The sequence below is a fragment of the Mycolicibacterium phocaicum genome (assembly GCF_010731115.1).
Taxonomy (GTDB): domain Bacteria; phylum Actinomycetota; class Actinomycetes; order Mycobacteriales; family Mycobacteriaceae; genus Mycobacterium; species Mycobacterium phocaicum.
This window is the reverse complement of the sequence record NZ_AP022616.1, coordinates 4122636-4143875: the sequence shown is the minus strand read 5'-3', so window position 1 is coordinate 4143875 and position 21240 is coordinate 4122636. Positions and strand designations below refer to the sequence as shown.

General features: G+C 67.7%; 18 protein-coding genes and 1 tRNA gene. 14 read left to right on the top strand and 5 right to left on the bottom strand.

What is annotated here, in order from left to right:
- Window positions 1–2: 2 nt before the first annotated feature.
- Window positions 3–92 (bottom strand) — tRNA-Ser (locus G6N46_RS19805).
- A 64-nt stretch (window positions 93–156) separates the two neighbouring features.
- On the opposite strand from G6N46_RS19805, the gene G6N46_RS19800 reads away from it, so the two are divergent.
- Together G6N46_RS19800 and G6N46_RS19795 are read left to right on the top strand one after the other, a co-directional pair.
- Window positions 157–1128 (top strand): NAD(P)H-quinone oxidoreductase, encoded by a 972-nt coding sequence (locus G6N46_RS19800; RefSeq protein WP_133426168.1) that lies wholly within the window; start codon window positions 157–159, stop codon window positions 1126–1128.
- 9 nt (window positions 1129–1137) lie between these two features.
- On the top strand, window positions 1138–1536 hold the full coding sequence (locus tag G6N46_RS19795) for an acyl-CoA thioesterase (protein ID WP_138251086.1): 399 nt from the start codon (window positions 1138–1140) through the stop codon (window positions 1534–1536).
- Here G6N46_RS19795 and G6N46_RS19790 read toward each other — a convergent pair whose 3' ends face one another.
- Window positions 1537–2733 (bottom strand): cysteine desulfurase-like protein, encoded by a 1197-nt coding sequence (locus G6N46_RS19790; protein WP_061006244.1) that lies wholly within the window; start codon window positions 2731–2733, stop codon window positions 1537–1539.
- A gap of 113 nt (window positions 2734–2846) precedes the next feature.
- On the opposite strand from G6N46_RS19790, the gene G6N46_RS19785 reads away from it, so the two are divergent.
- From G6N46_RS19785 to G6N46_RS19760, 6 genes are all read left to right on the top strand, one after another.
- Window positions 2847–4820, top strand: coding sequence for a DUF6541 family protein (locus tag G6N46_RS19785; RefSeq protein ID WP_167526419.1), 1974 nt, complete (start codon window positions 2847–2849; stop codon window positions 4818–4820).
- Between the two features lie 13 nt (window positions 4821–4833).
- The gene (locus G6N46_RS19780; protein ID WP_138251087.1) at window positions 4834–5364 is read left to right on the top strand and encodes a bacterial proteasome activator family protein; all 531 of its coding nucleotides are present in this window, start codon (window positions 4834–4836) and stop codon (window positions 5362–5364) included.
- 2 nt (window positions 5365–5366) lie between these two features.
- Window positions 5367–6170, top strand: a complete 804-nt coding sequence (wzt, locus tag G6N46_RS19775; RefSeq protein ID WP_138251088.1) for a galactan export ABC transporter ATP-binding subunit Wzt/RfbE — start codon at window positions 5367–5369, stop codon at window positions 6168–6170.
- 5 nt (window positions 6171–6175) lie between these two features.
- Window positions 6176–7102: a galactofuranosyltransferase GlfT1 gene (gene glfT1 / locus G6N46_RS19770; RefSeq protein WP_138251127.1), complete on the top strand. Its 927-nt coding sequence runs from the start codon at window positions 6176–6178 to the stop codon at window positions 7100–7102.
- Complete coding sequence (gene wzm / locus G6N46_RS19765; protein WP_138251089.1) at window positions 7099–7929, top strand: galactan export ABC transporter permease subunit Wzm/RfbD; 831 nt, start codon at window positions 7099–7101, stop codon at window positions 7927–7929. The genes glfT1 and wzm overlap by 4 nt, the downstream gene beginning before the upstream one ends.
- A 177-nt stretch (window positions 7930–8106) precedes the next feature.
- Window positions 8107–8742: a hypothetical protein gene (locus G6N46_RS19760; protein ID WP_138251090.1), complete on the top strand. Its 636-nt coding sequence runs from the start codon at window positions 8107–8109 to the stop codon at window positions 8740–8742.
- A 98-nt stretch (window positions 8743–8840) separates the two neighbouring features.
- Here the strand turns inward: G6N46_RS19760 and G6N46_RS19755 are convergent, their stop codons facing one another.
- Together G6N46_RS19755 and G6N46_RS19750 are read right to left on the bottom strand one after the other, a co-directional pair.
- Window positions 8841–10253, bottom strand: coding sequence for a hypothetical protein (locus G6N46_RS19755; protein ID WP_138251091.1), 1413 nt, complete (start codon window positions 10251–10253; stop codon window positions 8841–8843).
- Window positions 10254–10854: 601 nt separating this feature from the next.
- Entirely contained in the window at window positions 10855–11337 is a 483-nt protein-coding gene (locus G6N46_RS19750) for a carboxymuconolactone decarboxylase family protein (protein ID WP_138251092.1), read from the bottom strand.
- 49 nt (window positions 11338–11386) lie between these two features.
- Here G6N46_RS19750 and pdxR point away from each other — a divergent pair, with 49 nt between their 5' ends.
- On the top strand, window positions 11387–12805 hold the full coding sequence (pdxR, locus tag G6N46_RS19745; RefSeq protein ID WP_138251093.1) for a MocR-like pyridoxine biosynthesis transcription factor PdxR: 1419 nt from the start codon (window positions 11387–11389) through the stop codon (window positions 12803–12805).
- Here the strand turns inward: pdxR and G6N46_RS19740 are convergent.
- Window positions 12795–13418, bottom strand: coding sequence for an HD domain-containing protein (locus G6N46_RS19740; protein ID WP_138251094.1), 624 nt, complete (start codon window positions 13416–13418; stop codon window positions 12795–12797). The two genes, pdxR and G6N46_RS19740, sit on opposite strands and share 11 nt — an antisense overlap.
- Before the next feature lie 46 nt (window positions 13419–13464).
- Between G6N46_RS19740 and G6N46_RS19735 the strand changes: the two genes are divergently transcribed.
- The 5 genes from G6N46_RS19735 to G6N46_RS19715 are packed head-to-tail and all read left to right on the top strand — an operon-like array spanning window position 13465 to window position 21233.
- On the top strand, window positions 13465–13926 hold the full coding sequence (locus G6N46_RS19735) for a GtrA family protein (protein ID WP_138251128.1): 462 nt from the start codon (window positions 13465–13467) through the stop codon (window positions 13924–13926).
- 25 nt (window positions 13927–13951) lie between these two features.
- The gene (locus G6N46_RS19730; protein ID WP_138251095.1) at window positions 13952–15364 is read left to right on the top strand and encodes a decaprenylphosphoryl-beta-D-ribose oxidase; all 1413 of its coding nucleotides are present in this window, start codon (window positions 13952–13954) and stop codon (window positions 15362–15364) included.
- A gap of 18 nt (window positions 15365–15382) precedes the next feature.
- Window positions 15383–16162: a decaprenylphospho-beta-D-erythro-pentofuranosid-2-ulose 2-reductase gene (locus G6N46_RS19725; protein ID WP_138251096.1), complete on the top strand. Its 780-nt coding sequence runs from the start codon at window positions 15383–15385 to the stop codon at window positions 16160–16162.
- Window positions 16162–18024: a galactan 5-O-arabinofuranosyltransferase gene (locus G6N46_RS19720; RefSeq protein WP_138251097.1), complete on the top strand. Its 1863-nt coding sequence runs from the start codon at window positions 16162–16164 to the stop codon at window positions 18022–18024. The genes G6N46_RS19725 and G6N46_RS19720 overlap by 1 nt, the downstream gene beginning before the upstream one ends.
- Window positions 18025–18035: 11 nt before the next feature.
- Window positions 18036–21233, top strand: coding sequence for an arabinosyltransferase domain-containing protein (locus G6N46_RS19715; protein WP_138251098.1), 3198 nt, complete (start codon window positions 18036–18038; stop codon window positions 21231–21233).
- Window positions 21234–21240: the final 7 nt, after the last annotated feature.

The following is a 21240-nucleotide window of genomic DNA, read 5'->3' as shown; positions in this document are numbered from 1 at the left end:
CTTGGCGGTGGCGGAGGGATTTGAACCCCCGGTTGGGTTTAACCAACTCTCGCTTTCAAGGCGAGTGCATTAGGCCGCTCTGCCACGCCACCGCGGAACAGCCTAAGGGGTCGGGGCTCGAGCAGGCTCGGAGGGTCCGTGTGTAGCGTTGCCTCCATGCGCGCCATCGTCGTCGAATCCCCAGGTCAGCTGGCATGGTCCGAGGTACCGGAGGTGACGGCCGCCGATGGCGAAGTCGTCATCGACGTGACGACCGCCGGGGTGAACCGGGCCGACCTGCTGCAAGCCGCCGGCCTCTATCCCCCGCCGCCGGGCGCCAGCGAAATCCTCGGGCTGGAGGTCTCGGGCGTCATCTCCGCCGTCGGCGCCGGCGTCGAGAACTGGGCTGTCGGTGACGAGGTGTGCGCGCTGCTCGCGGGCGGTGGCTATGCCGAGAAGGTGGCAGTGCCGGCAGCCCAGGTCATGCCGATCCCGGCGGGTGTGGGGCTGCATCATGCCGCCGGCCTGCCGGAGGTCGCCGCGACGGTGTGGTCCAACCTGGGCATGACCGCCCACCTGAGCGCCGGCCAGCTGGTGCTGCTGCACGGCGGCGCGAGCGGTATCGGCACGCATGCCATCCAGGTCGCGCACGCGCTGGGCGCCCGCGTCGCGGTCACCGCGTCACTCGAAAAGCTCGAGCTCTGCCGCGAACTCGGCGCCGACATCCTGATCAACTACCGCGACGAGGACTTCGTCGAGCGGGTGGCGGAGGCGGGCGGCGCCGACGTCATCTTCGACATCATGGGAGCCTCGTACCTGGACCGGAACATTGACGCGCTCGCCCCCGACGGCCGCGTGGTGATCATCGGCATGCAGGGCGGCGTCAAGGGCGAGCTGAATATCGCCAAGCTCCTGGCCAAGCGGGCCGGCGTCATCGGCACCGCGTTGCGCTCGCGCCCGCTGGACGGGCCGTCCGGCAAGGCCGCGGTGATTTCCGAAGTGGTGCAACATGTTTGGCCCATGATCGCCGACGGCCGGGTGCGTCCGATCATCGGTACCGAGCTGCCCATCGAGCAGGCGGGAACAGCCCACCAGCTCCTGCAGGAAGGCGCCGTGTCCGGCAAAGTGCTTCTGCGGGTGCGGGATTAGGTTGACGGTGTGACGTTCACCTACACCGCGCCGGTCCGTTATCTCGAGGTCGACCAGCAGGGCGTGGTCTTCAACATGTGGTACCTGGCCTACATGGACGAGGCCTTCGGCGCGTTCGTCGCGCAGACGGCGTCGTGGCGCGACATCTTCGAAGCGGGCGTCGACGCCCAGGTGGTCCACACCCAACTGGACTGGTCGGGCTCTCTGAAGTGGGGCGACCAGATTCACGTCGACGTCACGGTGCCCGCCCGGGGACGCACCTCGTTCACCGTCGAATTCCTCATCCACGCAGGCGATTCCACGCGGCCCATCGTCACCGCAAAGACCGTCTACGTCTGCATCGCGACCGATGGCTCCGGGAAGGTCGAACCTCCGCAGCTGCTGCGCGACGCGCTGGACTACGCGTAACTAACCGAGCGAGGCCAGCGCGCGGACCAGCTGATCCACTTCAGCCGTGGTCGTGTAGTGCCCGAGGCCGACCGTGACGGCGCCGCCGATGTCATTGACACCGATGGCCTCCAGCACCCGGGAGTTGCCGTCAGACACGGCCAGCACGCCGTTGTCGGCGAGCCGGCTGATCACGGTGTCGGCGGGCACGCCCTGCACCGCGAAGCTCAGCACCGGAATGGCGGCCTCGGGTGCGCCGAGCACCATGACCAACGGCAGCGACCGCAGCGAGTTACGCAGGTACCCGAACACCCGGCCCAGGTAGGCCTCCGCCGACTGCATGGAGCGCGCGAGCCGTTCGCGACGGGTGCCGGTGGCGGCATCGTCCAGGTTGGCCAGGTACTCGATGCTGGCGACGACGCCACCGAGCAGGCCGAACTGGTGCGCGCCGACTTCCAGACGCGCGGCCCCCGTGGCATTCGGATCGAGCGACACCGCCGCCAAGGTGTCGATCATCGCCGGGTCGCGGAACACGAGCGCACCGATCGGCGGGCCACCCCACGCGATCGCGTTGAGCGCCACCACGTCGGCGTCGACGTCGTTGATGTCCAGCAGGCGGTACGGCGCGGCCACGGAGTGGTCGACGACGACCATGCCACCGTTCTCCCGCGCCATCTTGGTCACGGGCCGCAGATCGGTGACGGTGCCGAGCTTCGAGGATGCCGACGTGATCGCGATCAGCCGGGTCGGCCGGGTGATGAGCGTCTCCCACTGCCAGCTGGGCAGTTCGCCGGTCTCGATGTCGACCTCGGCCCACTTCACCTTGGCGCCATAGCGATTCGCGGCCCGCAGCCACGGAGCGATATTGGCCTCGTCATCCAGGCGGGTGACGACCACTTCGTAGCCCAGGCCCGACCGCGACGCCGACGCCTCGGCCAGCGAGTTCAGCAGCACGGCCCGGTCGGCGCCGAACACCACGCCACGCGGGTCGCCACCGACGAGATCGGCGACCGCCTGGCGCGCGGCGGTCAGAACCGCGGCGCTACGCTGCGCGGCCGGATGCGGGCCGGCGGCCGACGACATGGAACCGCGGAAGGCGGTCGAAACGGTGGTCGCTACCGAGTCCGGCAGCAGCATTCCGGTCGGGGCATCGAAATGCACCCAGCCGCCGCCCAGTGACGGGTGCAGACCGCGCACCCGGGCGACGTCGTATGCCATGCCATGCCAACCTTCGAGCGATTCAGGCCTGCCAAGCCAATATTTATCCGGCGGGCGCGCCCCGCTGCACACACCGGCGAAAGCCGGGCTACCCGAACAGCCATACTAGTGCAGTGAGCTTGGCGTCCGGCGTCCTTGTCGCCCTGTTGATCATGGTGATACCTGGAGCAATCACCGCCCGCGTAGCACAGCTAACCTGGCCCGTTGCCATTGCAGTCGGCCCCATTGCAGTCGGCCCCGCAGTGACCTACGGCATCGTAGCCCTGGCCGTCGTGCCACTCGGTGCCGTCGGCGTCCCGTGGAACGGCTGGACGGCCCTGCTGGCGTTCGTCATCGTGGTCGCGGTGGTTGCCGGGCTTCGTCGCGCGCTGGGGCGCTACCGGGACACCGCGGCGGAAGCCCTCGCGATCGGCCGCGGCCCGGCCCTGTTCGTTGCCGCGGGCATTCTCGTCGGCGCGACGGCGATTGCAATTTCAGCAATCCTCGGCATGCCGCATTGGCAATCCATTCCGAGCACCTGGGACTCGGTCTGGCACGGCAACACCATCCGTTGGATTCTCGACGTCGGTCAGGCGTCACCGCTGCACATGGGTGAGCTTCGCAATGTCGAGACGCACGCGTTGCTGTACTACCCGTCGACATTCCACGCGCTGGCCGCCGTCTTCTGCCAACTCACCGGCGCCGCCCCGACGACGGCCTACACCCTGCACTCGCTGGCTGCCTCGATCTGGCTGTTCCCCGTCAGCGCGGCGAGTCTGACGTGGGCCATGGTCCGGCCGTACAAGTGCCAGCGCTGGAGCGCCGGTGCCGCCGCCGCGGCGGGGGCGCTGGCGGCGTCGTTCACCGCGGTGCCCTACGTCGAGTTCGACGTTGCCGCCGTTCCCAACCTGGTGGCCTACGGCCTCGCCGGGCCGACGACCGTGCTGGTCATGTCGTGCCTGCGGCACCGCGACCGGATCCCGCTGGCCGTCATCGCGCTGATCGGGGTGTTCTCCACCCACATCACGGGCGGCGTCGTAGTCGTCACCTTCGTCGGCGCCTGGTGGCTGTGCGACACGCTCCGGAATCCGGTGCGCGGCCGGCTCGCCGACTTCGTGACACTGGCGACCGTCGCCGTGCCGTCGCTGCTGCTGTTACTGCCCCAGTTCATCGGGGTGCTGGCGCAGGCCGACATCATCGTCGGGCATGCGTTCGTCACCCACTTGAGCCGGCTGCGGACGCTGTTCAACGCGATCGTGCAGCACACCCGCCACCTCAACGACTACCCGATCCAGAACATCCTGATCGCGCTCGGCGGCGTCGGCGGTCTGATCCTGCTGATCAAGCGGGTCTGGTGGCCGGCCGCGGTCTGGGTGCTGCTGATGGTCGCGATCGTGCATTCGGGTGCGCCGTTCGGTGGCCCGATCGGCGCGCTGATCGGGCCGTACGCCGACCTCTACTACAGCGACCCGCGCCGGTTGTCCGCCGTCGTGACCCTGCTGATCACGCCGTTCGCCGGCATCGCGTTGTTCGCCGTCATCACCTTCGCCGTCGGTTGGATGCAGAAACGTGCGCCCCGGACAGAGCGGTTCTGGGCCGTGGTGACAGTGGCCCTGCTCGTGTTTTCGACGGTCGGCCTGGCGTGGCATTACTTCCCGCGGCACCGCTACCTGATCGGCCAGAAGTACGACCAGATCATGGTCAACGACAAGAACCTGCAGGCCTTTGCCTACCTGGCGACGCTGCCCGGCGCCAAGAACACCTTGATCGGCAACGCCAACACCGACGGCACGTCGTGGATGTACGCGGTCGCCGGCCTGCATCCGCTGTGGACCCACTACGACTATCCGCAGCAACAGGGCCCCGGCTACCACCGCTTCATCTTCTGGGCCTACGCCGACGACGCCGACTCCGATCGGCGGATCGCGGAGGCCGTGCACGCCCTGAACATCAAGTACGTGATCACCAGCTCGACCATCGTCAAGGGGTTCGTCATGCCCGACGGACTAGTGTCGCTGGATAGGTCGAAGTCGTGGGCGAAGATCTACGACAATGGGCGGTCCCGCATCTACGAGTGGCGCGGCGACGCCGCACCGGCGAACAGATAGGAACACTGCAGGCATGACGCTGAAACCAGAAGACGACGACGACAACATCGAGGTCATCGGCGGGGACCTGGCATTGGGCGGGGAACCGGGACCGGACTCCGACCAGGGCGACGAAGGCAAATCGCTGACCGACCTGGTCGAGCAGCCGGCCAAGGTCATGCGCATCGGCACCATGATCAAGCAGCTGCTGGAAGAAGTGCGCTCCGCGCCGCTCGACGAGGCCAGCCGGAACCGCTTGCGCGACATCCACCGGTCGAGCATCCAGGAGCTCGAGGACGGCCTCGCCCCGGAACTGACCGAGGAGCTGGAACGGCTGTCACTGCCGTTCTCCGAGGAGAAGGTGCCGTCGGCCGCCGAGCTGCGCATCGCGCAGGCCCAGCTGGTCGGCTGGCTCGAAGGCCTGTTCCACGGGATCCAGACGGCCCTGTTCGCTCAGCAGATGGCCGCCCGGGCACAGCTCGAGCAGATGCGCCAGGGCGCCCTGCCGCCCGGCGCCGACGCCGGCCGCGGCCCGTTCCAGTCCGGCACCGGCCAGTACCTGTAGACGTGACCGAACCGCACATCTCCACGCAGAACGCGTGGGTCGAATTCCCGATCTTCGACGCGAAGTCCCGTTCGCTCAAAAAGGCCTTCCTGGGCAAGGCCGGCGGCGGGATCAACCGCAACGAGTCGAATGTCGTTGTGATCGAAGCACTTCGGGATATCACCATGTCGCTCAACATGGGCGACCGGGTCGGCCTGGTCGGGCACAACGGCGCCGGCAAGTCGACGCTGCTGCGCCTGCTGTCGGGCATCTACGAACCGACGCGCGGTTCGGCGACCGTCCGCGGCCGCGTGGCCCCGGTCTTCGACCTGGGTGTCGGCATGGACCCGGAGATCTCCGGTTTCGAGAACATCATCATCCGCGGCCTCTTCCTGGGGCAGACCCGCAAGCAGATGCTGGCCAAGGTTGACGAGATCGCCGAGTTCACCGAACTCGGCGAGTACCTCTCGATGCCGCTGCGCACGTACTCCACCGGTATGCGCGTGCGCCTGGCCATGGGTGTGGTCACCAGCATCGACCCCGAAATCCTGCTGCTCGACGAGGGCATCGGCGCGGTGGACGCGGAATTCCTGAAAAAGGCGCGCACCCGGCTGCAAGCCTTGGTGGAACGCTCCGGAATCCTGGTGTTCGCAAGCCATTCCAACGAATTCCTGGCCCGGCTGTGCCAGACCGCGATGTGGGTCGACCACGGCACCATCCGCATGACCGGTGGCATCGAGGACGTCGTGCGCGCCTATGAGGGCGAGGACGCGGCACGGCACGTGCGCGAGGTGCTCGAAGAGAACGAGCGCGAGCGCCAGGCGTGACCGACATGTTGTGCGCGGTGATCGTCACCCACCGGCGGCCGGAGCTGTTGGCGAAATCTCTTGCCGTGGTGTGCTCCCAGACGCGACTGCCCGACCACGTCGTCGTCGTCGACAACGACAACGATCCGGCGGTGCGGGTTCTTGTCGAGTCCCAGCCGGTCGCGACGACGTACCTCGGATCGGCCCGGAACCTCGGCGGCGCAGGCGGTTTCGCCCTGGGCATCCTGCATGCCCTGGCGCTGGGCGCCGAGTGGGTGTGGCTGGCCGACGACGACGGGCGGCCCGCCGACTCGTCGGTGCTGGCGACGCTGTTGGACTGTGCGGCCAAGCACGACCTGGCCGAGGTGTCGCCCATGGTCTGCGACCTGAATGAGCCTGCCCGACTGGCCTTTCCGTTGCGCCGCGGGTTGGTGTGGCGGCGGTATGTGTCGGAGTTGCAGGTCGACAAGGACGCCGGCGTCGACCTCCTGCCCGGGATCGCGTCGTTGTTCAACGGTGCGCTGTTCCGCGCCGCGACACTGGAAGCCGTTGGCGTACCGGATATTCGGCTGTTCGTCCGAGGTGACGAGGTCGAGGTGCACCGTCGGCTGGTCCGCTCCGGTCTGCCGTTCGGCACCTGCCTGAACGCGGTGTATCTGCACCCGCAGGGGTCCGACGAGTTCAAGCCGATCCTCGGCGGGCGCATGCACACGCAGTACCCCGACGATGCCACCAAGCGCTATTTCACCTACCGCAACCGCGGATATCTACAGTCCCAACCGGGCTTGCGGAAGCTGGTCCCCCAGGAGTGGGTGCGGTTCGGGTGGTACTTCCTGATCACCCGGCGTGATCCGGCCGGGCTGCGCGACTGGATGCGGTTGCGCCGCTTGGGACGAGACGAGAAGTTCAGCAGGCCCGGTTCGGGCGGACCCACTACAGGAGGGCAGCGATGACGTTCACCGACGCGGCCGCGCAGTCCAAGACGCTGCGCCGCGCCTGGGCCGACCTGGTGACCGGCTTCGGCAAGCGCGAACTCTGGCTGCACCTGGGCTGGCAGGACATCAAGCAGCGCTACCGGCGCTCGGTGCTCGGTCCCATCTGGATCACCATCGCGACAGGCACCATGGCCGTCGCGCTCGGCGGCCTGTACTCCCAGTTGTTCCATCTGCCACTGGCCGAGCACCTGCCCTACGTGACCCTCGGCCTGATCATCTGGAACCTGATCAACGCGTCCATCCTCGAAGGCGCCGACGTGTTCATCGCCAATGAGGGCCTCATCAAACAACTTCCGACGCCGCTGTCGGTGCACGTCTACCGGTTGGTGTGGCGCCAGGTACTGCTGTTCGCGCACAACATCATCATCTTCGTGATCATCGCGATCATCTTCCCCAAGCCGTGGTCCTGGGCCGACCTGTCGGTGATCCCGGCGCTGGCGCTGATCGTGGCCAACTGCGTCTGGGTCGCATTGTGTTTCGGCATCCTGGCCACGCGGTACCGGGACATCAGCCCGCTGCTCGCGAGCCTGGTTCAGCTGCTGTTCTACATCACCCCGATCATCTGGAACGACCAGACGCTGCGCCTCCAGGGCGCGGGCACCTGGTCGAAAATCATTGAGCTGAACCCACTTCTGCACTACGTGGACATCGTCCGTGCGCCGCTGCTGGGCGAGCCCCAGGAGTTGCGGCACTGGCTCGTGGTGATCACGTTGACGGTGCTGGGCTGGGTCGTCGCCGCGCTGGCGATGCGGCAGTACCGCGCCCGCGTGCCGTACTGGGTGTAGTTCGCCTCCGCACCGATCCGGCGTGCGGATTCGGCTGATGAGGTGTCGCGTACGTCACTGCGCGCGCTTAGCTGGTTGTTTCCACGGATCCGGCCGGTCACCTCAGCGTCACCTCAGGTTCGGTGGCGCGGAGTTCAATTGGGGCGACCGGCTTTCCGCGTTCCAACAGGAGCAACCATGACCATCACCGAAAACCCCACCACCAACGACACCGCGAACGGGCAGGTCATCGAGGCCGAGCTCGTCCAGACCGCCGAGGCTGCCGCCGAAGAAGCCACCAACACCGGCCTCGCCATCCGCGAGGTGCTGAGCGGCGTGCTGGAGCGTCAGCTCGACGCCGGCCACAGCCTCACCCGCCAGCTGGTCAGCGCGACCTCGGCCGCCACCGAAGCGGTCGTCGAGTCGCCGGCCAAGGTGATCTCCTCCATCCGTGACGGCGCCACCCTGCCGGACGCGGTGAGCGAGACCGGTTCCGCCGTTCAGGACGTGCTGGCCGAATCGGGCCGCGACATCCGCAGCGCCGTCGGCGAGTACGTCGGCCGTAATGCGGTGGGCCCCAACGCCATCATCGCCGGTGCGTCGCAGGTGGCCGGCTCGCTGGTGCGCGCCCAGGGCGCCCTGACCGCGACCGCCGTGGACGGCCTGTTCACCGTCGCCGGCACTGCGGCCCAGGGCGTCGAAGACGTGCGTGAGGTCGCCACCCGCGAGTGGAGCGAGCTGCGCACGACCGCCACCTCGGCCCGCGAGGCCATCGAAGCGCAGGTTTCCGCTTCACGCGAGAGCATCCGGGACGCTTTCGACACGACTGCCTGATTACTGCGACGCTCGGGATCGGTCGGAGTACGGGCCGATCCCGAGCACCAGCAGATCCGGGCGGGTGGCTGCGCCCGGCCTCAGCGCCTCACTGCTTCTTACTCACCGCCGGCCTTGGCCGCGCGGTGCGTGCCCTTGCCCGCACCCTTGCCGGCCGAATCGTGCGAACGGCCGCTGCCGCTGCCCGAGTCAGACGCAGAGCTGTCCGCGCCCTTCGCCTTTCCGGCGCCCCGCTTGGGCTTCGTGGCGCCCTTGCGAGTCGACGTCGTCGACGCATCGGCGCCCTTGGCACCGCCCGCGGTCGACGCCTCCGCACCGCCGGCGTCACCGCTCGACGGCTTCGCGCCGGGTGTCGGGTGATCGGGCTTCGTCGCGGGCGCGCTCGGAGCAGCGGCGCCATCGCCATCAGCCGCGGAAGCCGATGACCCCGCGTTGTCGGATGCGGGGGTCTTGGCCGGTGCGGAGTCGACATCGGCACCAGCCGCGGCGGTTGTCGTCGCCCCACTCTCGGCGACCGGCGCCGTCTTGCCGGCTGCGGTCTTGTCAGACGCCGCCTTCTCCGCCGACACCATCGAAACCGCTGCGAGCGACTTCGTCTCGACAGCCGGCTTGGCGGTGGGTGTTGCCGTCGACAACGCGACCATGGTCGGCGCCGGCGACGGGACACTGGCTGCGGCCACAGGCGGCGGAGCCACTGGTTTGATCGCAGTTGCGATGATGCCCAATGCATTTCGCAGCCCTTGCACGATGCCGTTCGGCCCGAGGATGCCTGCGCCGTCACCGTTGTACCCATTGAGCACCGCGCCGGTGATCGCCCCCGGCATGGCAACGATCGCGTTCACGACCGCAGCCAGATTCCTCGCGTTGAGCCCGTTGACGATGTTCTGGAGTCCATCGCCAGTGGCTGTCACGACGTCACTCATCACCGCAAGCAACGGGAATCCAGCCGCCAGGACCCAACCCGCGCCGCTCGGTGAGGTGATGGCTGTGTCGATCACATTGAGCATGTTCTGCACCGGCTTACGGAATGCGGCTTGAACATCGGTGAGGATGCTGGTGGTCAGGATCGGCAGCACGAACGGCGTCAGTACCGCGCTGTACAGCGTCTGCACCGCGCCGGCGACGTGCCCGGCGGCGAGCTGTTGGAATGCCTGCTTCAGGGCCTCCGGCGTCGTGCCCAACTGCTGACCGACCGCAACCAGATAGTCCCGGACAGACCCGCCGACGGCGACGGCACTGGCGATCTGGTTCCGCACCACCTGACCGAGGACGGGGGCCGGGTCTGCGATCACCTCGGTGACGAGACCTTTCGTGTTCTGCAGAGCCTCGGTGATGATCTGCCCCCACTGGGTGATCGGGTTCACCTGCGCCGTGAGTTGGACCGCACTGGCGTGGAATGCCGGCAGGTGCAGGTCTGGCAGAGGCTGATGCGTGACGGGAGAAACGGCGATGACGCCGGCCCCGATCAGCGCAACGCCGGTCGTGAGGCTGGAGCGAACAGCATGTTGCATGGTGCTTTCCCCTGAACAGTTGGTGTGATGTTGACCACAGAACCATAAAGGGATATTGCCAACAATTTGACAGAAATCAGCCGATAGAACGTGTTCCAGTTTCGATAAATGACCAGCTAGAACGCCCATTAGCGTCGCACTTATTAGCAGTTCAGATCAGAATCGAGGCCGGGAACCAGCCGTTAGATGCATTCATAATTGACTGTTTCGTCAGATATTTCAGACGCCAGCTCTGCGTCAGGACAATTGCTGCCAATTGGAAATATTGCACAAGCTACTGGTCGCCCGCAGCGCTCAAGGGTTGCACAGATTCGCTCGCTACGCAGAGGCGGCCCGCAGCGCCGGCAATCCGCGCGGCGCACTCCCACAGTCAGCTCGGCACCGCCGGGCCGGAGCGGGAGCAGTTGCTACACGACAGCCGCTCCTGACGCCCGCTCAGCCGCCGAAGACCGCGCGGACAGCGGCCGGGACTTCTTCACGGAGGTCGAAGCCGCGCTGCCGAAGGTCGCGCTCCCCGACCACACGACGGTGATCGTCGAGGGCGCCGGAACCTATGTCGAGTCCGACGCCCCTGACGAATTCGCCGCTGCGGTCCGCGCTTTCAGCGCCGGCGGGGAACGGCCTTCCGAGTAGCGGCGTTCAGCCGGTTCCACGAGTTGATGACAGCGGCCATGCCGACGACGTGAGCGAGCTCGCGGTCGGTGAACACGGCGGCCGCTTGGGCGTAGACATCGTCGGGAACCGGTCCGTGGCTCAGATCGGTGACGGCCTCGGTGATGGCCAGCGCGGCCCGCTCGCGCTCGGTGAACAGGTCGCCGGCTTCCTCCCACGCCGCGACCAGGGCCAGCCGCTGCTCGGTCTCGCCGAACCGGCGCGCATCGTGGACGTGCATGTCGAGGCAGAAGGCGCAGTGGTTCATTTGTGAGGCACGAATCTTGATGAGCTCGCCGATGGTCGAATCGAGCTCCTTGGACGCGGCGTTGCTGAATGCCATCATCCCGGCGTACAGCTCAGGAGCTGCGTCGTAGATATCGATGCGCTTGGTGTGGGCGGCGGTGGTCGGTGCGTTCAGTGTCTCGGTCATGTCATCCACGTTAGCCATCAAAAACCCGCGAACATGGTTCAATTTCTACGTGGTTTCATGGGCCAATTCTGCGGCGGACGGTGCCGGACTGGACCTGCATCTGGACCTCGGCCAGTCCGTCCAGCCGGGCCGGCGCGGCACTCGCGACCAGCTGATCCAGGCGCTCAGAGACGCGGTCCGGTCGGGCCGGCTACCGGCCGGCACCATGCTGCCGCCCTCCCGATCACTGGCGACCGACCTCGGCTTGGCCCGCAACACCGTCGCGGAGGCCTACGCCGAATTGGTCGCCGAGGGCTGGCTGGGCTCCCGCCAGGGCGCGGGTACGTGGGTCATCGGCTCGCACACCGAATCGGCACCGGCCGCCCAGCGCGCGGGGCCGGGTACGCCCACCCACAACCTCATGCCCGGTTCGGGAAACGTCGCAGCCTTCCCGCGGCAGGCCTGGCTGGCGTCGGCCCGGCGGGCCCTGACCAACGCCCCTACCGAGGCGCTGCGTACGAGCGACGCCCGCGGCCGGCAGGAACTGCGCGCTGCACTGGCCACGTATCTGGCGCGAGCCCGCGGCGTGCGCACCACGGCGGAATCGATCGTCATCTGCGCCGGGACCCGGCACGCCGTCGAGTTGCTGTCGAAAGTGTTCGCGCCGGGCACCATCGCGGTCGAGAACTACGGGCTGTTCCTGTTCCGGGACGCCATCGCCGGTAACGGGGCCGGCACCGTGCCGATCCGGATCGATGACCACGGCGCCGTCGTCGACGACCTCGAAAAGACCAGCGCCGCAGCGGTTCTTCTCACGCCGGCGCATCACTTTCCGCACGGCGTACCACTGCATCCCACCCGACGCACGCGCGCCCTCGATTGGGCCATCCGCACGAAAAGCTATGTCCTGGAGGATGACTACGACGGCGAGTTCCGCTACGACCGGCAACCAATCGGCTCGATGCAGGGCCTGGATCCCGATCGGGTTGCCTATCTCGGCTCGGCCAGCAAGAGCCTGGCACCGGTGCTGCGGCTGGGCTGGATGGTGTTGCCCGACAACCTGATCGACCCCGTACTGACGGCGGCGGGCGGGCAGCAGTTCTACGTCAACGCCATCGACCAGCTGACCATGGCCGACTTCATCGAATCCGGCCAGTACGACAAGCACATTCGCCGCATGCGGAACAGCTACCGGCGCCGGCGTGACGCGCTCGCGGCGAAACTGTCGGGTCTGGATGTCGAGATCAGCGGACTGTCCGCCGGACTGCACGCCCTGATCCGACTGCCCGACGGCACCGAACATGAGGTCATGCGGCGCGCGGCCGACGCCGGCATCGCGTTGTCGGGGTTGGCGCTGCTGCGTCATCCCGACGCGGCGGACACCCCACCCCAGGACGGCGTGGTGGTGAGTTTCGGCACGCCGGCCGATCACGAGTTCACCGCGGCGCTCGACGCGCTGCATGACGTGTTGAAGGCGGTCAGCCGCTGAGCGCCGCCAGCTCCGCCTTCAGATTGGTCCGCGCCGCGTCCTCCCACAGCCGCCGCCCCGCATCGGTGCGGTACAGCGACGGCCCGGCGAGCATCGCCGCGATCATCCGGCCGCGCCACAGACCGAAATCCGCGTCGCTGACATGGCCGTACTCGGCCCGCACCCGCGCGGTGTTGTGCTGATAGTCGGCCGGCGGCACCGCCAGCACCGCCAGGTCAGCGTCGGACAGCACCTGGCCGTTGTGATCGTCGGCTGCGGGATCGTGGGCGATGGTCACGCGCACCAGGCGGCCCACCTCCGCCACGAATTCCGGGTCCACACCCAGATCGGCGAGGTCCGACTCCGCCAACAGGGCGCTGTTCTCCTCGTCGTCGGACTGCCCCGCGTACACCGCGTCGTGGTACCAGGCCGCCAGGCGGACCGCGTCAGGATCGTCGGCGAACTCCTCCAGGGCGTCCACCCCGGACAGGATGCCGCGCAGGTGACTGAGATCGTGGTAACTGCGGTGCGGCTCGGCCCACCGGCCGAGCAGCGACGCCCCGACGTCGTCGACACGAGGCGACGACGAATGCCGCGCCAACAGGGTGTGCCATGCCTGAAGCAAATCGGTCACGTGTCCATGGTGCACGTAAGCTGCCCGGGTGGCCGAGCCAGTGGACATCCCCGCCGAACACCATGCAGAACACAGCGCCGAGAAAGCCGTCGAGGCGTCGCTGGGACTGGTGACGCAGGCGTGGCGGTTCATCGTGACGGGCGGCCTGTCCGCGGTGGTCGATTATGGCCTGTACGTGCTGCTCAGCTTCGTTTTCGTGGCCAACGGCATGCCGGACGCGCGGGCCACACTCATCGCCAAGACGCTCAGCTTCATCGCAGGCACCACGACGGCCTACCTGATCAACCGGCGGTGGACCTTCCAGGCCGAACCGAGCCGGGCGCGCTTCGTCGCGGTTGTGATCTTGTACGCCGTCACCTTCGGACTGCAGGTCGGCATCAATCAGCTGTTCTATCTGCAATTTGCGGGCGAATCCTGGCGGCGGCCGGTGGCCTTTGTCATCGCCCAGGGCACGGCGACAGTGATCAACTTCGTGGTGCAGCGAGCCGTGATTTTCCGGTTGAAGTGACGTTGGCCGGTACCCTTTGACCGTTATGTCTACCCAGCCTGACGTCACGCTGCCCCTGACGCGCCGCGCCCTCACGGGATTCGGCCGCACGGCACCGTCCGTGACAAACGTGCTGTCCACACCCGATGTCTCAGTGATCGCCGAGGCGGTCAAGCGGGTCGCGGACGCAAACTCTTCCAGCCCCGCCCACCTGCGCCGGGGCATCCTCGGCCGCGGTCTCGGCCGGTCGTACGGCGACCAGGCGTGCAACGGCGGCGGCATCGTCGTCGATATGACGGCGCTGAACCGGATCCATTCGATCAGCTCCGAGACCGCCATCGCCGACGTCGACGCCGGGGTCAGCCTCGATCAGCTGATGAAGGCCGCGCTGCCGTTCGGGCTGTGGGTGCCGGTGCTGCCGGGCACCCGACAGGTCACCGTCGGCGGTGCGATCGCCTCCGACATCCACGGCAAGAACCACCACAGCGCGGGCAGCTTCGGCAATCACGTGCTGTCGCTGGACCTGCTGATGGCCGACGGTGAGGTGCACACCATCACCCCCGACGGCTCGGACAGCGAGCTGTTCTGGGCGACCGTGGCCGGCAACGGGCTCACGGGCATCGTGATCCGGGCGCGCATCAAGATGACGCGCACCGAGAGCGCCTACTTCATCGCCGACGGCATCGCCACGCACGATCTGGAAGAAACCGTCGCGGTGCACCAGGACGGCAGCGAGGACAACTACACGTACTCGAGCGCCTGGTTCGACCTGATCAGCCCGGAACCCAAGCTCGGCCGCGCCGCGGTGAGCCGGGGCAGCCTCGCCAAGGTGGATCAGCTGCCCGCCAAGCTGGCCAAGGATCCACTCAAGTTCACCGCGCCGCAGCTGCCGGCGATCCCGAACCTGTTCCCGGTCAGCTTCATGAACAAGCTCTCGCTCTCCATGATCGGCGAGGCGTTCTACCGGATGAGCGGCAACTACCAGGGCAAGATCGTCAACCTGACGCAGTTCTACCACATGCTCGACATCACCTCGGGTTGGCAATATGCCTATGGCCCAGCGGGTTTCGCCCAGCATCAGTTCCTGGTTCCCCCGGATGCGCTCGAAGAGTTCAAGGGCATCATCCGCTGGATGCACACGCAGAAGCAGTACTCGGCGCTGAACGTCTTCAAGCTGTTCGGCCCGGGCAACAAGGCGCCGCTGAGCTTTCCGATGCAGGGCTGGAACGTCGCCCTGGACTTCCCGAACCGGCCCGGCGTCAACGAGTTCCTCAACGAACTCGACAAGCGCGCAATGGAATTCGGCGGCCGCGTCTACACCGCCAAGGACTCGCGTGTCAGCGCCGAGAGCTTCCACAAGATGTACCCGCGGATCGACGAGTGGATCGCCACCCGCCGCAAAGCCGACCCGAACGGCGTGTTCGCCTCCGACATGGCCCGTCGGCTCGAGCTCCTCTGAATCTTGAAAAGGAAACCCATGATTGACGCAACCGGCAACCCGCAGACCATTCTGCTGTTCGGCGGCACCTCGGAGATCGGCCTGGCCATCGTCGAGCGCTACCTCAAGAACGCCAAAGCTCGGGTGATCCTCGCCGACCTGCCGAATGCCCCGAAGCGGGACGCCGCCATCGCCCAGATCGAGGCGGCCGGCGCCAAGGAGGTCGTGTACGTCGATTTCGACGCACTGGACACCAAGTCGCACCCGGCGATCATCGAATCTGCTTGGGAGCAGGGCGATGTCGACGTCGCCATCGTCGCATTCGGCATCCTCGGCGACGCCGAAGAACTGTGGCAGAACCAGTCCAAGGCCGTGTTGACCGCCCAGATCAACTACACCGCAGCCGTTTCCGTCGGTGTGCTGGTCGGCGACAAGATGAAGGCGCAGGGCTTCGGGCAGATCATCGCCATGTCGTCGGTCGCCGGCGAACGGGTCCGTCGCTCCAACTTCGTGTACGGCTCGACCAAGGCCGGGCTCGACGGCTTCTACCTGGGCCTCGGAGAGGCGTTGCGGGAGTTCGGGGTTCGGGTTCTGGTCATCCGTCCCGGCCAGGTGCGCACCACCACGACGCTGGAGCACTGGAAGGCCACCGGCGCCAAGGAGGCGCCGTTCACGGTCGACAAGGAAGACGTCGCCAACCAGGCCGTCGTCGCCGCCGCCAAGGGTAAGGAGCTCATCTGGGCACCTAACCCGGTGCGCTACCTGATGGCCGTCATCCGGCACATCCCGCGGTCGGTCTTCCGCAAACTCCCGCTCTGATGCGCAGCGCGCTGGCCGCGAGCGCCAGGGTGAGCGGCCAGATGCTGGCCGCCATGGCACTGGCGGTGATCATCGCGGTCGTTGCGCTGCAAGCGATTGCGCGCGTGCAGTGGCCGGCGTTCAACTCGTCGAACCAGTTGCATGCCCTGACCACCGCCGGCCAGTGCGCCGTGCTGATCGGGTTGCTGCTCGCGGGGTGGGCGTGGCGCCGCGGCTGGCGCAAGAGCGCCAAAGTGGCTGCCACGTCGCTCCTGGCGGCGTTCTCGGTCGTCACCCTCGGCATGCCGTTGGGTGCGACCAAGCTGTACCTGTTCGGCATCTCGGTCGACCAGCAGTTCCGCACCGAGTACCTGACGCGCCTCGCGGATACCGCTGTGCCGCACGACATGACGTATCTGGGGCTGCCGCCGTACTACCCGTCGGGCTGGTTCTGGCTAGGCGGTCGAGCGGCCGCGCTGACCGGCACGCCGGCGTGGGAGATGTTCAAGCCGTGGGCGGTCATCACGATCACCGCCGCGATCGTGGCCGCATTCGTGTTGTGGGCGGCCATGATTCGCTTCGAGTACGCACTGGCGGTGACCACGGCGACGGCCGCCGTCACACTCGCGTACTCGTCCACCGAGCCGTATTCCGCGGTCCTCGTCGTGCTGCTGCCGCCGGTGTTCGTGCTGGCGTGGTCCGGATTGAAAGCCACTGGCCGCGGGTGGGCCGCTGTGATCGGTACCGGGATTTTCCTCGGCATCGCCGCACTCTTCTACACGTTGTTGTTCGGCTACGCGGCCTTCACCCTCGCACTCATGGCGCTGCTGCTGGCCGTGTCCCGGCGCCAAATCCAGCCGCTGATCCGAGTTGCTGTCATCGCCGCCATCTCCGGCGTCATCGCGGCGATTCACTGGGCGCCGTACTACCTGGCCGTGCTCAACGGCCACCCCGCCGACAAGGGCACCGCGCAGCACTACCTGCCGATGTCCGGCGCGCAGCTCACCTTCCCGATGCTCGACGCCACCCTGCTCGGCGTCATGTGCCTCGCCGGCACGCTGTGGCTGGTGGTCAAGGGCCGCAGCTCGACCCGCGCGGCCGCCCTCGGGATGGCCGTCATCGCGGTGTACGCGTGGTCGCTGCTGTCGATGCTGGCCACCCTGGCCCGCACGACACTGCTGTCGTTCCGGCTGCAGCCCACCCTGCTGGTGCTGCTCGTCGCGGCCGGCACGTTCGGCTTCCTGGAAGCCGCCCGCGGGCTGGCGAACCGGTACGCGCAGCCGACCACCAACCGGATCATCGCGGTGGCCGCTGTCATCGGTGCGATCGGCGCCGTGTCGTTCAGCCAGGCGATCCCGGACATCCTGCGGCCCGACATCGCCGTCGCCTACACCGACACCGACGGCCACGGCCAGCGCGCCGACCGTCGTCCACCCGGCTCGGAGCGCTTCTACCAGGAGATCGACCGGAAGATCACCGCGGCGACGGGCAAGCCCCGCAACGAGACCGTCGTGATGACCGCGGACTACAGCTTCCTGTCCTACTACCCCTACTACGGATTCCAGGGGCTCACGTCGCACTACGCGAACCCGCTGGCGCAGTTCAAGGAACGCTCCGGCGCCATCGAGAGCTGGGCAACCATGACCAGCCCCGACGACTTCGCCAAGGCCCTCGACATGCTGCCCTGGCCGGCTCCGACGGTGTTCCTGATGCGCCACGGCGGCACCGGCACCTACACGCTGCGGCTGGCCGAGGACGTCTACCCCAACCAGCCCAACGTGCGCCGCTACCAGGTGGCACTCGACGAGCGGCTGTTCGACAGCAAGCACTGGCAGGTCACAGATATCGGCCCGTTCGTGCTGGCCATCCGTAGCGGCCACTAACATCTAGCCCCGTGGCCGGGGAACCTGAGGTAGAGCGCAATCACCGCACAGCGCGGTGGATCGCGATCGTCGCCGGACTGCTCGGCGCGTTCCTGGCGATGGCGACGCCGCTGCTACCGGTCACCCAGACCACTGCACAGCTGAACTGGCCGCAGGCGGGCGTCCTCAAGAGCGTCGACGCGCCGCTGATCGGCTACGTGGCCACCGACCTCGACATCACCATCCCGTGCTCGGCGGCAGCCGGGCTCACCGGTCCCGCCACGGTGCTGATGTCCACGGTGCCCAAGCAGGCACCCAAGGCCGTCGACCGCGGTCTGCTGATCGAGCGCGTCGGCGGCGACCTGCTGGTGATCGTGCGCAACACCCCGGTCGTCAGCGCGCCGCTGACGCAGGTGCTCAGCCCCGCGTGCAAGGAGCTGAAGTTCACCGCGCACGCCGACAAGGTCACCGGCGAGATCGTCGGCCTGGTGCAGGGCCCGAAGGACAAGAACCCGGGCAAGCCGGTGCGCGGCGAGCTCAGCGGCTATGACTTCCGCCCGCAGATCGTCGGCGTCTTCACCGACCTGTCCGGCGCGGCTCCGCCAGGGCTGGCGTTCTCGGCGACCATCGATTCGCGCTACAGCACGTCCCCGACCCTGTTGAAGATGCTCGCGATGATCTTCGGCGTGGTGCTGACCGTCGTCGCACTGGGCGCCCTCCACGTGCTGGACCGTGCCGACGGCGTCCCGCACAAGCGGTTCCTGCCGTCGCGCTGGTGGTCGGTGAAGCCACTGGACGGTGTCGTGATCACGACGCTGGTCTGGTGGCACTTCGTGGGTGCCAACACCTCCGACGATGGCTACATCCTCACCATGGCCCGGGTCTCCGAGCACGCCGGCTACATGGCCAATTACTACCGCTGGTTCGGCACTCCCGAGGCGCCGTTCGGCTGGTACTACGACCTGCTGGCGCTCTGGGCGCACGTCTCCACGTCGAGCGTCTGGATGCGCCTGCCCACGCTCCTGATGGCCCTGGCGTGCTGGTGGGTGATCAGCCGTGAAGTGCTCCCCCGGCTCGGCCAGGCCGTCAAGAACAGCCGCGCCGCCGCCTGGACCGCCGCGGGCATGTTCCTGGCGTTCTGGCTGCCGCTGAACAACGGCATCCGGCCGGAACCCATCATCGCGCTCGGCATCCTGCTGACCTGGTGCTCGGTGGAACGCGGAGTGGCGACCAGCCGGCTGTTGCCGGTGGCCATCGCAATCATCATCGGAGCCCTGACGTTGTTCTCGGGCCCGACCGGTATCGCCGCGATCGGCGCCCTGCTGGTCGCCGTCGGTCCGCTGAAAACGATTGTGGCGCGGCATACTTCGCGCTTCGGTTATCTGGCTCTCCTGGCGCCGATCCTCGCCGCGGGCACGGTGACTGCCATCCTGATCTTCCGCGACCAGACGCTGGCCGCCGCGCTCGACGCCAGCTCGTTCAAGACCACCGTCGGCCCCGCGCTGAGCTGGTTCGACGAACACATCCGCTACGAGCGGCTGTTCACGACCAGCCCCGACGGTTCGGTGGCCCGCCGGTTCGCGGTGCTGACGCTGCTGCTGGCACTGGCCGTCTCGCTGGCAATGTCGTTGCGCAAGGGGCGAATTCCGGGCACTGCCGCCGGGCCGGCCCGCCGCATCGTCGGCATCACGATCATCTCGTTCCTGGCCATGATGTTCACGCCCACCAAGTGGACGCACCACTTCGGGGTGTTCGCCGGGCTGGCCGGTTCGCTGGGCGCACTGGCCGCCATCGCGGTCGGCACCGTCGCGATGCGCTCGCGCCGCAACCGGGCGATGTTCGCCGCGACCGTGCTGTTCGTGATGGCGCTGTCGTTCGCCACCGTGAACGGCTGGTGGTACGTGTCCAACTTCGGTGTGCCGTGGTCGAATCAGTTCCCCGAGTGGCACTTCGGCTTCACCACGTTCCTGTTCGGCCTGTCGTTCCTGACCCTGCTGTGGGCGGCGTGGCTGCATTTCTACGACCACGACCCCGAGCGGCCCGTCAGCCGCCGGATTCCCCAGGCGCCGTTGGCAATTGCGTCGTGGATCATCGTGCTGTTCGAAGTGCTGTCGCTGACCCTCGGGATGACGCAGCAGTGGCCGGCCTGGTCCGTCGGCCGCTCGAACCTGCAGGCGCTGACCGGCAAGACCTGCGGCCTGGCGGACGACGTCATGGTCGAGCAGGACACCAACGCCGGCAAGCTCGTCCCCCAGTCCGGGACGGTCGGTGACGCCCTCGGTGCCGGCAGCGCAGAAGGCTTCACCCCCAACGGAATTCCCGCCGACGTCTCCGCGGACCCCGTCATGGAACCGCCCGGTGGCACCAACTTCGCCGACAGCGACGGTGGCCCGATCAGCGGCGCCGAGCCGGGCACCGAAGGCGGCACCACCGCCGGGATGGGCGTCAACGGCTCGCGGGCCAAGCTCCCGTACAACTTGGACCCGGCCACCACCCCCGTGCTGGGCAGCTGGCGCCCCGGCGTGCAAATTCCGGCGCGGATGCGCTCGGGCTGGTACCGGCTACCCCAGCGCGACCAGGCCGGACCGCTGCTCGTCGTCGCCGCCGCGGGCCGATTCAACCAGGGCGAGGTTCGCGTCGAATACGCCAACGATGCCCAGGCCGCGGCCGGCAAGATCGCCGGGGCCGTCGGCTTCGCCGACGTCGGTGCCGCACCCGCCTGGCGCAACCTGCGCGCCCCGATGGCCGCGATCCCGCCCGACGCCACCCTGATCCGCATCGTCGCGACCGACGACGACCTCGCGCCGCAGCATTGGATCGCCCTGACCCCGCCGCGCATCCCGAAGCTGCGCACCCTGCAGGACGTCGTCGGCTCCAAGGATCCGGTGATGCTGGACTGGCTCGTCGGCCTGGCGTTCCCATGCCAGCGCCCGTTCGGCCACGACAACGGCGTCACCGAGGTGCCCAAGTGGCGCATCCTGCCGGACCGCTTCGGCGCCGAGGCCAACTCGCCCGTCATGGACTACCTCGGCGGCGGGCCGCTGGGCATCACCGAGCTGCTGTTCAAGGCCACCCCGGTGCCGACGTATCTGAAGGACGACTGGTTCCGCGACTGGGGCTCACTGCAGCAGTTCACGCAGTACTACCCCGATGCCCAACCGGCCCAGATCGACCTCGGGAAAGCCACGCGCAGTGGCTGGTGGGCGCCTGCGCCGCTGCGGCATTCCTGACCGCTAC

Bases quoted from the DNA above. Each gene is read 5' to 3' on its own strand.
- G6N46_RS19800 (WP_133426168.1), top strand. From the start codon at position 157: ATGCGCGCCATCGTCGTCGAATCCCCAGGTCAGCTGGCATGGTCCGAG.
- G6N46_RS19790 (WP_061006244.1), bottom strand. From the start codon at position 2,733: ATGGCATACGACGTCGCCCGGGTGCGCGGTCTGCACCCGTCACTGGGC.
- G6N46_RS19780 (WP_138251087.1), top strand. From the start codon at position 4,834: ATGACGCTGAAACCAGAAGACGACGACGACAACATCGAGGTCATCGGC.
- glfT1 (WP_138251127.1), top strand. From the start codon at position 6,176: ATGTTGTGCGCGGTGATCGTCACCCACCGGCGGCCGGAGCTGTTGGCG.
- wzm (WP_138251089.1), top strand. From the start codon at position 7,099: ATGACGTTCACCGACGCGGCCGCGCAGTCCAAGACGCTGCGCCGCGCC.
- G6N46_RS19760 (WP_138251090.1), top strand. From the start codon at position 8,107: ATGACCATCACCGAAAACCCCACCACCAACGACACCGCGAACGGGCAG.
- G6N46_RS19755 (WP_138251091.1), bottom strand. From the start codon at position 10,253: ATGCAACATGCTGTTCGCTCCAGCCTCACGACCGGCGTTGCGCTGATC.
- G6N46_RS19750 (WP_138251092.1), bottom strand. From the start codon at position 11,337: ATGACCGAGACACTGAACGCACCGACCACCGCCGCCCACACCAAGCGC.
- G6N46_RS19730 (WP_138251095.1), top strand. From the start codon at position 13,952: ATGTCTACCCAGCCTGACGTCACGCTGCCCCTGACGCGCCGCGCCCTC.
- G6N46_RS19725 (WP_138251096.1), top strand. From the start codon at position 15,383: ATGATTGACGCAACCGGCAACCCGCAGACCATTCTGCTGTTCGGCGGC.
- G6N46_RS19720 (WP_138251097.1), top strand. From the start codon at position 16,162: ATGCGCAGCGCGCTGGCCGCGAGCGCCAGGGTGAGCGGCCAGATGCTG.